The following is a 13,510-nucleotide window of genomic DNA, read 5'->3' on the forward strand; positions in this document are numbered from 1 at the left end:
TTCGATTATTGGTTTATAATGAATTTCTTAAGCACAAGTGTATTACCAGGAGATGGTTTAAATGTCATAATTTTGCGGCATAATCTTTATGCAGCCTTCTATCGTATATAATTTTGTTTTTTAAAATTTGTATAGTTCCACAATGAATAAGTTTAACTGTGTACTTGCCGTTCTGGCAGGCTTGTTTTTTATTAACCGGGCTAAGGCTCAAACTCCTGAATGGAAAGATGTGGCACCAATTTTTTACCATAATTGCGCCACCTGCCACCGTGAAGGAGAAATTGGTGATAAGATAGCACATTTCACATCCTACCAGTCTACCATCAATTCCAAGATTTCTGGTTATTTCTACTCTATCCCTATTGATGTGCAAACGGGTGTGATGCCTCCGTGGAAAGCTGATCCGCATTACACCCAATTCCTGGACCAGCGCTTACTCAGTCCGGAAGACAAACAAAAGCTGATCGACTGGGTAAATGCAGATGGACCTGCCGGAGATACCACGCTTGCACCACCTTCTCCTGTTTTTCCGAAGGGATCGCAATTAGGAATCCCTGACACTACGTTAAGCATGTCCCAGGCTTATGTGGTTCCCGGTGATGGAGGCGATCATTATCAGTGCTTCGTTTTACCTACTAACTTTAATGGTGATAAAGCAATAAGCGCAATTGAGTTCCGGCCGGGAAATGCCACGGTTGTACACCACGTTTTTCTTTACTTGATAACCGACAGCACAGCAGTTGCTGCTGATAATGCCACACCTGAATATGGTTACCCTTCCTTTGGCGGTGCTGATTATGACACTTTTAACGTTCATGCAAATTTTTTAACTCTGTATGGCCCGGGACTTACTCCAAGATTTTTTTCAGATAACAGTATTGTTAAGTTTCCCCCAAATTCCTTTTTGCTTATTCAGATTCATTATGCACCTACCTTTGTTCAGCAAACTGACTCTTCTTCGGTAAATTTATTTTATGAAAAGAATGTGAATCCTGATTCATCAAGGATTTCATACGGTCACCGTATCGGGGAAAAATTTATTACAGAGCCGGGTTTCTATTTGCAGGCGAATCACGTTCTTACTTTTCATATAGATTATCCTGTTGATTCACTTTCAGACAGCCTGGATCTTTCTTTATATGCCATTGCCCCTCACATGCACCTGTTAGGCAAGTCAATGAAGATATGGGCAACAACCGGTGAAAATGATTCTATACCTCTTATTTATATTCCTAACTGGAGCTTTAACTGGCAAATGCTTTATAGTTTTCCTTTCATGATAAAGCTACCGGTGCATTCTCATCTTCATGCTGAAGCATCTTATGATAATACGGTAAATAATCCTTACAATCCGAATAGCCCGCCTGTAGGCGTTCACTATGGTGAGTCATCCCACGATGAGATGTTCAAATTCTTTGTCCAGTATTTATATTATAAGCCGGGTGACGAAAATCTCATTATCGACAGCTGCTGGCTCTCTGAAAATTGCGGATATATTCTAAGTGATGGAAACTTGGGGAGTGTGGTTAAGTCGCCACAGTTTTATAATTTATCTCCTAACCCGGCAACAGATCAATCGGAGATCAGTTATTTTTTGCCGACGCAGCAAAACGTATCATTATCCATATATAACCTGACCGGTCAGCTTGTCAAGGCGCCCATCAGCAACGAGGTTACAAATCCGGGTTTCCATAAAATGGATTTAAACCTGAATGATATTGCAACTGGAATGTATTTCTGTGTATTGCACGTGGGCTCGAAAATGCTTACTAAACAGTTAATTATTCAGCATTGATTTTAGCTCTATAACGTAGAAAAACCCGGCTTAGCAGTCGGGATTTTCTTTTACATAAATTTATAAGCTGAATATCCTGATGCTGATATCTTAATCGAACAAAAATCCAGGTCCTTTGGGCATTGTTTTGCCGAGATGCTTAAACGCCAGTGCGGTTGCTTCTCTTCCGCGGGAAGTGCGTTTAAGGTAACCTTCCTGTATTAAAAATGGCTCATACACTTCTTCTATCGTTCCGGCTTCTTCTCCAACGGCAGTAGAAACAGTATTAATGCCAACCGGACCACCTTTAAATTTTTCTATAATTGAGGAGAGGATTTTATTATCCATTTCATCAAGGCCATGTTCATCCACATTTAACGCATTTAGCCCATACCGCGCCATTTCAAGATCAATTTTACCGTTCCCCTTTATCTGCGCAAAATCGCGCAACCTTCGCAATAAGGCATTTGCAATCCTGGGTGTACCTCTGCTTCTCCGAGCAATTTCAAAGGCACCGTTTTTATCTATTCCAGTATTTAAAATATGGGCTGACCGATGGATTATTTTATTTATCGTTTCAATATCATAGTAATCCACTCGGGAAACGATTCCAAAACGTGACCTTAATGGTGATGACAGAAGTCCTGAACGTGTAGTAGCACCTACTAATGTAAACGGGCTCAGGTTGATTTGAATGGATCGTGCATTCGGACCCGTATCCAGCATAATATCGATCTTAAAATCCTCCATCGCTGAATACAGGTACTCTTCTACTACTGTGCTCAGGCGATGGATCTCATCTATAAATAACACATCCCGCTCGCCGAGGTTAGTGAGCAAGCCTGCCAGGTCGCCGGCTTTCTCCAATATAGGTCCTGAAGTTATTCTGATATTCACTCCCAGCTCATGAGCAATTATGTGTGCAAGGGTTGTTTTTCCCAAACCCGGAGGTCCATGTAACAGAACATGATCCAGTGCATCACCGCGTTGCTGTGCAGCCTGTATAAAAATTTTGAGGTTTTCAACTATTTTGCGCTGGCCTGAGAACTCGTCAAATGCATTAGGTCGCAAGACCTTTTCAACCTCCAACTCTGAAGTGTTCAGATTTTTTTCTCCTGCTTCAAGATTCTGATTTCGCATACATCAAAGTTGAATGATCTTTTGTGAATAAAAAACATTAGAGACCAATTGTATGGGATTGATTTTGCGATATTATTGAGAAAGTGAAATAATTTATTTATCATTGTTATCTAAGAAATCCCATTCTAAAACTAAAGCTGCTCCGTTGATAAAGAAAGTTTTTACTCCGTTTATTACCTTGCTTCTTTTTTCGTTCTTCCTTACTACCAGATCTTACGCGCAAAATGCTATTCTGGATGGCAAAGTAATAGATGAAAAAGGCGGACCTGTTTCATATGCCACTGTGGTTCTGGAGGGAACTCAATATGGCGCAAATACTGATGATAACGGTTTGTATGAAATAAGTGATATAGCTTCGGGATCCTACACACTTAAAGTTTCTTTTATCGGCTACACTGATTTCCGGGAACCCGTAACTGTATCAGGAAGCAGGCAAACCTTCAACATTACTATGAAGGCTGCCTTTCAGTCTTTAAATGAGGTGGTGGTATTGGGCTACCAAACCCAGAAACGCTCCAATATTACCGGTGCCGTTTCAACTGTAAATGTGGAAAGCCTTTCAAAATTACCTGTAGGAAATGTTGACCAGGCATTGCAGGGCAAAGCATCGGGCGTTCGTATTACCCAGTCTACCGGTCAGCCTGGGGAAGGAATTGCTGTAAGGATCAGGGGCATTGGAACCATTAATGACAACAATCCTCTTTTTGTTATCGATGGAGTTCCTACTAAAGATGGAATCAATTTTTTATCTGCCAATGATATAGAGTCTATAACGGTTTTAAAGGATGCTGCTTCTGCTGCAATTTACGGAGCACGGTCCGCTAATGGTGTAGTAGTAATAACCACTAAAAGAGGTAAAAAAGGCACCCCGCAGTTTAACTATGCTGGCTATGGAGGATTTCAAACCCACGGTGATCTGACGAAAATGTGCAATACTGCTGAGTATGTAGAATTGTATAATGAAGCTGTTGCTAATGATAATTTACAGATCACAAATTCTGCATTAAAACGCACTCCGATACCTGCAGGATTAGACCTTGCAGATACAGATTGGCTTAGAGCCATCTTCCAGCATGGGCCTATCCAAAGCCATCAACTGTCTGTCTCGGGGGGGAATGATAAAACGCTGTACTTTATTTCAGGTGATTATTTCAGACAGGAAGGAATTATTATCAACTCTTACTATGAACGGTATTCGCTGAGATCGAAGTTAAATATTGATTTAACTGATAAATTAAGCATCGCAAATAACATCGATATTTCATATTCTGACAGAAATATCGTGGGTAGTTCTGGTGATGGCTATGGTGGAAATGGTGGAAGTGTAATCCGATATGCGCTTTTCCGTACTCCGGCAATACCTGTTTATAATCCTGATGGCACCTATACTGATTTGCCTGATAATCCCAATTTTTTTGGAGATGGATATAACCCTGTTGCTTTGGCAGCCTATACGGATAATAAAGAAAAGCAATCCCGTGTGTTTGGAGATCTTAATGCTGAATATAAAATAATTAATGATCTGAAATTTAAAACTGATTTTGGCCTTGATGCTATTTTAACCAATGATAAGCGCTTTGATCGAAATTATGGTACCAACCTCCGCGTAAACAGTCCTAGCAGGCTTACGGTTAGCACCAATACCAACATTAATTTTATCTGGAACAATACATTATCTTACAATAAAACCTTTAATGGTATTCACAACGTAACTGCTATCCTTGGAACGGAGGCAATCAGTAATACCAACCACATCCATGGCGGATCGGACCATAATTTCCCTGACCAGATCGGCAGCCTGCTGTTTTTAGGTAATGGACTTAATATCAATTCCCAGAATGTTTTTGAAGGAGAGCAACAGTGGGCATTATTTTCCATCTTCGGCAACGCCAACTATTCGTACAACAATATTTATCTATTGTCTTTTAACATACGAAGAGACGGCTCTTCGCGCTTTTCACCCGCTAACCGTTATGGTACTTTCTTTTCAGGTTCAGCGGGGTGGAATCTGCATAATGAAGAATGGTTTAAAAACTCAGTTACGGCAATTTCAAAACTCAGGCTTCGGGCAAGTTATGGAGAGCTGGGAAACCAGGATATTGGAAATTATCCCTGGGCATCCATCGTTGGGGGCGGATTTAATTATGTACTGGGTATGCCACCCGCAAGCAATTTAGGTTATACAGTAACTACACGGGGTAATGAAAACGTGAAGTGGGAATCTTCTACACAAGCTGATGCCGGTATGGATGTAGGTGTATTCGAGAATAAATTAAACCTGACCCTTGATTACTATATCAAGACCACTTCAGACATGCTGATTCCAATTCCATTACCCTTAATTGGCGGAAGTGCGACCACGCCTTATGTTAATGCCGGTAAAGTTCGCAACCAGGGATTCGAAGCTGAGTTGAATTTCGATAATAGCCTGGGATCGTTAAAATATGGCATCAATGCAAATCTGGCAACAGTAAAAAATAAAGTAATTTCTCTTGCCAACGGATCTCCCATTCCCGGAGGGCGGATTGACAATGGTGTGTATGCTACTCTAACTGCTGTGGGCCAACCCATAGGTTCTTTTTATTTACTTGAAATGGAAGGAATTTTTCAGAACGAGGCTGATATCTTTGGTAACGCTTACCAGGGCCCTGACATACACCCTGGTGATGTTAAATTTAAGGACCAGAATGGCGATGGAGTGATTGATGAAAAAGATAGGACCTTTTTGGGAAGTGCCATACCAAAATTGATATATGGATTTACCGTGAATCTGGCTTACCGGAATTTTGACTTCTCTGTTTTTTTCCAGGGAAGCTATGGTAACAAATTATACCTCCAGGTAAACCAGGATATAGAAGGATTTTATCGTGCTTTTAATTTAACGCAACGAGTCTATGATGAAAGATGGACTGGCGAAGGTACGAGCAATACCATGCCACGCGTATCCTGGCTTGGTTCAGCAAATAATAAAACACCAAGCAGCAGGTTTCTCGAAGATGGGTCTTATTTGCGATTAAAAAATCTTCAGATTGGTTATAATATTCCGCAAAAGCTGCTAAGTAAAGCTCATATAAAGGGGTTGAGAATTTATGCAACGGCTCAAAATCTTTTAACTTTTACAAAGTATACAGGCCTTGATCCGGAAATGCATACCAGTGATAACCTGCAAAGTGAAACTTACAGAGGCGATGTTGCGGCGGGAATTGATTGGGGCACCTACCCAAGCGCGCGCAGCTATATCGCCGGAGTAAACTTGACTTTTTAAGAGGCGTAAGTGGTTAAATTACTTTTATTTAAATTTACACAATGCAGTTGAAGAGTTTCAAAATAAATAAACCCATACTGAACATTAAAGCGTTGAATAATACATTATATCTGCGATTTTTTTTAAAACGTTTTTACTATAGTGTATCAGCTATTTTAATTTTTTTTACAGGAACAGGGTGCAAAAAATTTCTGGATAAAGAAATTCTTGGTAATTACCCGGAAACGGAATTTTATCAAACCCAGCAACAGGCCGTATTGGCAATTAATGCTGCCTATCAGCCATTGGCTTTTTATACTCCTCAAAATCGATTATGGGTTTTTGGTGATGTAGCTTCTGATGATGCTGCGAAAGGTGGTAATGCAGGTGACCAGGCGGATATCGGATTGATTGATGATTTCAACATCACTCCTATTAATGGTAATCTTGAAGATGAGTGGGCACTGTTATATGAAGGAGTAACAAGATGCAATATTGTGCTTGCCAAGGTGCCACCCATCAGCATGGATGCTACTTTACAGGCAAGAATACTTGCTGAAGCAAAGTTCCTAAGGTCGTGGTATTACTTTACACTGATTAATATTTTTGGAGATGTTCCACTTGTGCTGACACCTTTAAATGCTGATCAGCTACAGGTTCCGCAATCACCAATGACTACTATTTTTGAAAGCGTAATTGAGCCCGATCTTATTGATGCTGCAATGCATCTTGCTCCTGCTTATGCAGGTGCTGATGTAGGCCGGGCTACCAGTGGTGCTGCTACTGCATTGCTTGCTAAAGCATATTTATTTCAAAAAAAGTGGGATCAGGCGGCTTCGGCTGCAAACCAGGTTATTTCCAGTGGCATATACAGCCTGATGCCAGTATACAATCAAAACTTCAATGTTAATTTTAAAAACAACTCAGAATCAGTATTTGAATTTCAGCATTTAAGCGGCCAGGTGCCCTTCACCGGAAATGTATTAAATCAATGGTTTGCACCGGCAGTAGATGGAGGTTATTATTTCGACGCTCCGACCCAGGATTTCGTTGATGAATTTGAAAAGACTTCTTCCGGGTTATACGATCCGCGGTTAGATTATACTGTAGGCCGTGACAGCATGCCATGGTTTAACGGGGAGATATTCAGTAAAGACTGGTCGCCTACTGGTTATCTTACAAAAAAATACCAGCAACCATTTTCAGAAATTAGTAAGGCTCTTAAGGGTGATGGAAGCGTTGATTATATGGCCATTCGGTATGCAGATGTTTTGCTTTGGTATGCCGAAGCTTTGAATGAATTGGGGCGAAGTGCTGAAGCTCTTATTCCTCTTAATGAAGTAAGGAAAAGGGCCAGGGAAAGTTACCTGTACGATACTTTTTTGCCCGGTTATGGAACGGTTCCGGATGGACTTTTGCCGGATGTAACTGTTACCGGCCAGGATGACTTACGTCAGGCAATTCGCCACGAAAGACGTGTAGAACTTGGTTTTGAGTTTCACCGGTATTTTGATATAATCAGATATGGGGATACGTATGCAATACAAGCCCTTCTGGACAAACCAAATTTCAATTACAGTATAAATCAGCATTTTCCTATTCCACAAAGCGAAAGGGATAGAAATCACGCATTACATTAATATAAATTCTTTTTTAATCTTAAAAAATTTACAACAACCATGACAAAACGAATATTTTCTCTTAAATCAATTGCTGCTGTGGCATGCTGCAGCTTCCTCTTAGTGATCAGCTTTATTTCATGCAAAAAAGATAATAATACCGGCACACCCGTACCCGTTGTTGTAATAGATAAAGCAGCGCTTATAGCAAAGGTTGCTGAGGCTCAGGCTTTACTAGACGGAACAGTTGAAGGAACCAGGCCGGGAGAATATGTGATAGGGTCAAAGAGCGCTTTACAATCCGCTGTTGATGCAGCCAAGGCAATTATTTCAGATGCAAATGCCACTCTATCAACAGTAACTAATGCAATAGCTCAGGTACAGGCGGCTATTGATATATATAAAACTAATTTGATTGCTGAAATAGCTGCGGAAAATCTGATTGGTTTTTGGAAAATGAATGGCAATGCCAATGACTCTTCCGGTAAAGCGCATAATGGAACAGTAACTGCAGGACATCCCTATTTTGGATCAGGCATACCAACGCTTACTAATGATCGGTTTGGACGTGCAAACATGTGCTATCACTTCGATCATGGTGGCAATATTGAAGTACCCTATACCTCTGCTCTTAATCCCCAGGAAATGACCATTAGTGTATGGTGTAAAAAAGATACTGCTGGACGATTATTAAATTCTGACACATATACAATGGTTTCTCTTGATAGATGGCTGGGTTATAAGTATCAATGGCAATCTGCTAATAAGTTGTTTTTCACTGTACATGCTATAAATGGTGCAGATACTACCTTTTATGATCGTGACGATGAGGTTGCAGTGCTGGATAATGAAGTTTGGTATCACGCCGTAGTTACTTTCAAACCCGGGGAGGAAGATTTTTATGTGAATGGTGATTTAGTTAAAACATGGACGGATGTTCCAGGAAGTCCTATAACTGTAAGCAGCGCAATTAACTTCGTAATTGGACAAGATCTGCCTACAGGATATTACCTGACAACAGACCCAAGTGGAAGCAGGTTAGTAGATTACGGCGGTTTTTGGACAGGAGATTTAGATGATGTAATGTTTTACAATGTAGCATTAAGTGCCGCACAGGTAAAGTCCATTTATGATAATCAGAATACATTATAATTTTTAAATTATAAAAACCTCTGCAGGTTTCTAACTGCAGAGGTTTTTTATTATCTTTATTATGATTGAAAAGTATATAGTGTAAAAAAAAATCTATGATACATTCCACAAATACTAGAAATGTTGTAACTGCATTTGCTCTCTTGATTTTTTTTATGGGAGTAATTTTTACTTCATGTCAAAAAAGTTCAACGCTGCCTTCTGCACTTGTACCTGAAGCAAAATCAGAAGGGTTCGATGCGGTAACAGGGAATCATCTGATTGGTTTTTGGAAATTTAATGGTGATACTAAAGATGCTTCAGGGAAAGGCAATGATGGAGAGCTCATGCGTGGACATCCGTATTTTGGAGCAGGAATTCCTGTTTTAACGGCAGATCGCTTTGGTCGGTCCGATATGGCTTACCATTTCGACCATGGGGGTAATGTAGAAGTTCCTTACACATCTGCTCTCAACCCTAAGGAAATGACCATCAGCCTTTGGAGCAAAAAAGATACAGCCGGCAGGACTATCAATACTGACTTTTATTGCTTAACATCATTAAATCGATGGTATGGATATAAGCTGCAATATCAATCTCAAAATAAGATATTTTATACTGTAAGAGCCATAGAAGGGTTAGATACAGTGTTTTATGATCGCGATGATGAAACGGCGGTATTGAATAATGAAACCTGGTATCATGTGGCAGTTACCTTTAAACCCGGTGTAATGAATTTTTATATAAATGGAAATTTGGTGAAATCATGGACTAATGTACCCGGAATTCCTGTAACAGTACCGTCGTCAGTTAATTTTATTATCGGTCAGGATTTGCCGACCAGTTTATACTCTTTTGATATCAGTAATCGATATTATGTAGGATATGGCGGGTTTTTTACAGGTGATATTGATGATGTGATGTTTTTTAATACTGCATTGAGTACCCAGCAGATTAAATTAATTTACACGCATCAAAATACACCATAAATTTTAAATATCCGCTTCAGCAAAAGTGATATTCTTATAAAATTAATTTTTGGAATTAATTCTGACGTTATAAATGACACCACCAAGTAGTCAGAGATTTGGACTGCTCCCTCCTGGTGGTTATTGCTTTTTAATTTTCTTTTTTTTTATCTGCTCCTGTAAAACGAACTCAAAAAAAAGTGAAGAACTTCTTTTTTGGTGCTCAAACAATCCCCGCGAAATAAATTTTTGCACCTCTGTTACCAATGCCTGGGATTCAACGCATGGTGATCAGGCAGTTCACCTGCAGCCTGTGCCTGAAGGCCAATCAAGCGAAGAGGTAATCCTTGCCGCTGTAGTGGGTAAAACCACTCCTGATATCTATGCAAATATGTGGCAGGGCAATGTTGAGATGTATGCACATGCAGGGGTTTTAATTCCGCTGGATACTTTGAAAGGATTTCTTGACTTTATACAAGAACGATGCGATAGTAATGTGATAAAAGAAATAACTTCTTCTGACGGACATATCTACCAGGTTCCCTGGAAAGTAAATCCGTTTTTAACAATTTATAACAAGGACATTTTTACAAACAATGGCATTACAGCTTTGCCAAAAACATATAGCGCCTATCTGCAGGCTGCAGAATTACTAAAAGAAAATAATGCAAAGAATGGAATTACCCAGCACTGGTTTGGATACACGGAGGTAAAGGCAATTTGGTATCAAAGATTGTTTAATTTTTACCCTTTATACCTTGCGGCATCGGATGGAGCGCCTTTAATTGCAAATAATAAGGCAGCATTCAATAATAAATATGCAGTAGAAGTATTTAAGTTTTTACAGGCTCTATATACGAACGGATATTTCTCAAAGGAAATATTATCCGCTGCGGAAGATCCTTTTGTATCTCAAAAGATAGCAACGAAATGGACAGGGCCATGGGAAATTTCATATCTGCATTCTCTTCCCGATCGAACTTTTGCATTTGACTATTTTGAACCAATAGTTCCCGATGACCATCAGGGTCCGGTCTGCACTTATGCGGACCCAAAAAATATTGTGATGTTTAATACATGCTCACGACCGCAGGCGGCATGGGATTTTTTGAAAACACTGGTTGATAAGGAAGGAGACCACCGGTTTTTGGAAGTTACCGGCCAATTACCAAGAAGAAAAAATTTAGGATCGGATCCATATTACAGTAATTACTTTGACAAGAATCCGATGATGGTCACTTTTGCCAGGCAATTGCCGTATGTGAAAGGAGTTGATAATTGTGAAGTGATTGTAGAAGTGCTGGATATTATTTCGCAGGAATATGAAGCATGCGTTGTTTATGGAAAAAAAACACCTGAAAAAGCCATACAGGATGCGGAAACCGCTGTGAATGTTTTGTTGGGAAAAAGCAGTCAGTAATTTTTAGCAATCAGGTATCAGCTTTCAGCAATCAGGTATGGAATATTAAATTATTTTTAAAATATTTTATAATGGTGGATAACGATTCATATGAGAAATTTTAAAGAACTCTTAATTTGGCAAAAAAGTCACAGCTTATGCTTACGGATTTATAAGATTACTCTCTCTTTTCCTAAAGAGGAATTATATGGAATCGTTTCACAAATGAGGCGATCATCCTCTTCAATTGCTACCAATATTGCAGAGGGTTGTGGCCGAAATAGCAACCCGGATTTTAGAAGATTTTTGACAATTGCCTCAGGTTCTGCTTCAGAATTGGAATATCAGCTTTTGCTTGCAAAAGATTTAATATTTATCACTGAACAGGATTTTTTATCCCTTTCAGAAATTGTTACGGATGTAAGAAAAATGATTTACACCTTTTCGCTTAGGATCAAATAACATCCGCCTGAAACCCCATACCTGAAACCTCATACCTGAAATCCTTATGAACCTAAACATTGGAATCGTTGGTGCAGGCAGCTTTGCGCAATTTGCAGCAAAAGCATTTTCAAAGGTCTCAGGAATAAGCATAGTGGCAGTTACAGATAATAATGAATCTGCTGCGCGGCAATTTAACCTCTCATGGAATTCAAAAATATATATAGATTATGAGGCCTTTTTAAACGACTCAAATATTGATCTCGTCTATATTGCCACGCCACCCTATTTACATTATGCCCAATCGAAACAGGCACTATTAGCCGGTAAGCATGTAATCTGTGAAAAACCAGCTGCCTTACACGCAAGCGAGGCAGAAGAATTGGCTATTCTTTCCAAAAAGCTTCAATTACTTTACGTGGTTAACCTGATGCAGCGGTACAATCCATTGTTTGGAATTGTAAAAAATATCATTAATGAAAATGTACTCGGTGAATTTCTTCACGGTTTTTTTGAGAATTATGCAAGTGACGAAAACCTTAAAGCCGATCATTGGTTTTGGGATGAATCCAAAAGCGGTGGAATATTCATTGAGCACGGCGTTCATTTTTTCGACCTTTTTGCCGGTTGGCTCGGAGAAGGAAGGATATTAAATGCAATTCAATTGGGACGACCTGCAGCGGAAAAAAATATTATTGACCGGGTACAGGCCACCGTACTTTATAAAGAAGGATTCGTAAATTTCTACCATGGTTTTGATCAGCCGAAAATATTGGACAGGCAGGAGATGCGGTTACAATTCGAGCGTGGTGAAATTACCCTATACGAATGGGTTCCCACAAAAATGACACTGCATGGATTATTATTAAAAGAGCAATTGGAAAAGCTTTCTGAAGTATTAAAGCTATCAATCATTTACCATAACAATGGGCGTGATGATAATAAAAAAATTAAGGGAAGATTTTCAGAAATAATTTATGATAGCCATGTAACAATTAAATATAATGATGTTTTGAATAAGGAAGACCGTTATCAGGAAATGTTATCAGCAATGGTTGAAGATCAATGGAAATGGATTAAAGATCCCAGTCATAAGAGGGTGATAAATGAATCGAATGCAGTAGCATCACTTAAAATTGCAGCCGATGCAAAAAGATTAGCTGAAAGTTTTAATAGCTGGGAATGAGCACACACACTACAGGCAGCATCTTCAAAAAAACAAGTTCATTTCAAAATAAAAAACTGCTCCCTTATCTGCTGGTATCGCCATACCTGTTATTTGTATTTGTTTTCGTTTTGTTCCCGGTCTGCTTCTGTTTTTTTTTAACTTTTAATAAATGGAATATTATAGCTCCTATGCATTTCATAGGCATTGATAATTATATCCGCCTTGTTCACGATCGTCTATTCTGGAAAGCAATTGGCAATACCTTGAAATTTTTATCCCTGCACATTCCGCTGCAATTAGTATTATCCCTGTTCTTAGCATATTTACTGAATCAAAAAATCAAGGCCATTTCTTTTTTCAGAGGTTCATTCTTTTTACCCGTCATTGTTTCAGGTGTAGTGATCACTATTCTCTGGCAGCAGCTATTTGCCAATGACGCGGGAATGATTAACCGGATGCTTACATCCCTGGGCATACCCAAAGTTGGTTGGCTTGTAAACCCCGATGTTGCTATTTATTCCATCGCCATTATGGCTACCTGGAAAAATGTCGGCTTATACGTTATTCTGTTCCTGGTCGGGTTGCAAACAGTGCCGCCTCAATATTATGAAGCAGCGAGAATGGAA

At 39.4% G+C, this 13,510-nt stretch carries 10 protein-coding genes; 9 read left to right on the plus strand and 1 reads right to left on the minus strand.

Annotation, left to right across the window (positions count from 1 at the left end):
• The first annotated feature begins 142 nt into the window (after window positions 1-142).
• Complete coding sequence (locus tag H0W62_10190) at window positions 143-1,795, plus strand: T9SS type A sorting domain-containing protein (protein ID MBA3648899.1); 1,653 nt, start codon at window positions 143-145, stop codon at window positions 1,793-1,795.
• 90 nt (window positions 1,796-1,885) lie between these two features.
• On the opposite strand, the gene ruvB is transcribed toward H0W62_10190, so the two are convergent.
• Window positions 1,886-2,914, minus strand: coding sequence for a Holliday junction branch migration DNA helicase RuvB (ruvB, locus tag H0W62_10195; GenBank protein MBA3648900.1), 1,029 nt, complete (start codon window positions 2,912-2,914; stop codon window positions 1,886-1,888).
• Window positions 2,915-3,059: 145 nt separating this feature from the next.
• Between ruvB and H0W62_10200 the strand changes: the two genes are divergently transcribed.
• The 8 genes from H0W62_10200 to H0W62_10235 form a co-directional block, all read left to right on the plus strand.
• Window positions 3,060-6,179 carry a TonB-dependent receptor gene (locus tag H0W62_10200; protein ID MBA3648901.1) on the plus strand — a complete coding sequence of 1,040 codons (3,120 nt, stop codon included), beginning with the start codon at window positions 3,060-3,062 and terminating at the stop codon, window positions 6,177-6,179.
• Window positions 6,180-6,220: 41 nt separating this feature from the next.
• On the plus strand, window positions 6,221-7,798 hold the full coding sequence (locus H0W62_10205) for a RagB/SusD family nutrient uptake outer membrane protein (GenBank protein MBA3648902.1): 1,578 nt from the start codon (window positions 6,221-6,223) through the stop codon (window positions 7,796-7,798).
• Window positions 7,799-7,837: 39 nt separating this feature from the next.
• Window positions 7,838-8,929, plus strand: coding sequence for a hypothetical protein (locus H0W62_10210; GenBank protein MBA3648903.1), 1,092 nt, complete (start codon window positions 7,838-7,840; stop codon window positions 8,927-8,929).
• A 95-nt stretch (window positions 8,930-9,024) separates the two neighbouring features.
• Complete coding sequence (locus H0W62_10215; GenBank protein ID MBA3648904.1) at window positions 9,025-9,897, plus strand: LamG domain-containing protein; 873 nt, start codon at window positions 9,025-9,027, stop codon at window positions 9,895-9,897.
• Window positions 9,898-9,970: 73 nt separating this feature from the next.
• Window positions 9,971-11,296, plus strand: coding sequence for an extracellular solute-binding protein (locus H0W62_10220; protein MBA3648905.1), 1,326 nt, complete (start codon window positions 9,971-9,973; stop codon window positions 11,294-11,296).
• A 90-nt stretch (window positions 11,297-11,386) separates the two neighbouring features.
• The gene (locus H0W62_10225; GenBank protein ID MBA3648906.1) at window positions 11,387-11,737 is read left to right on the plus strand and encodes a four helix bundle protein; all 351 of its coding nucleotides are present in this window, start codon (window positions 11,387-11,389) and stop codon (window positions 11,735-11,737) included.
• 46 nt (window positions 11,738-11,783) lie between these two features.
• Complete coding sequence (locus H0W62_10230; protein ID MBA3648907.1) at window positions 11,784-12,902, plus strand: Gfo/Idh/MocA family oxidoreductase; 1,119 nt, start codon at window positions 11,784-11,786, stop codon at window positions 12,900-12,902.
• Window positions 12,899-13,510: sugar ABC transporter permease (locus tag H0W62_10235; protein ID MBA3648908.1), on the plus strand; the 612-nt coding region annotated here is incomplete at its 3' end. The genes H0W62_10230 and H0W62_10235, both read left to right, overlap by 4 nt.

The organism is Chitinophagales bacterium, assembly GCA_013816805.1.
GTDB lineage: Bacteria > Bacteroidota > Bacteroidia > Chitinophagales > UBA10324 > MGR-bin340.

Coding starts and splice junctions, on each gene's coding strand:
- H0W62_10190 (MBA3648899.1), top strand. CDS start 143: ATGAATAAGTTTAACTGTGTACTTGCCGTTCTGGCAGGCTTGTTTTTT.
- ruvB (MBA3648900.1), bottom strand. CDS start 2,914: ATGCGAAATCAGAATCTTGAAGCAGGAGAAAAAAATCTGAACACTTCA.
- H0W62_10205 (MBA3648902.1), top strand. CDS start 6,221: ATGCAGTTGAAGAGTTTCAAAATAAATAAACCCATACTGAACATTAAA.
- H0W62_10210 (MBA3648903.1), top strand. CDS start 7,838: ATGACAAAACGAATATTTTCTCTTAAATCAATTGCTGCTGTGGCATGC.
- H0W62_10215 (MBA3648904.1), top strand. CDS start 9,025: ATGATACATTCCACAAATACTAGAAATGTTGTAACTGCATTTGCTCTC.
- H0W62_10220 (MBA3648905.1), top strand. CDS start 9,971: ATGACACCACCAAGTAGTCAGAGATTTGGACTGCTCCCTCCTGGTGGT.
- H0W62_10225 (MBA3648906.1), top strand. CDS start 11,387: ATGAGAAATTTTAAAGAACTCTTAATTTGGCAAAAAAGTCACAGCTTA.
- H0W62_10230 (MBA3648907.1), top strand. CDS start 11,784: ATGAACCTAAACATTGGAATCGTTGGTGCAGGCAGCTTTGCGCAATTT.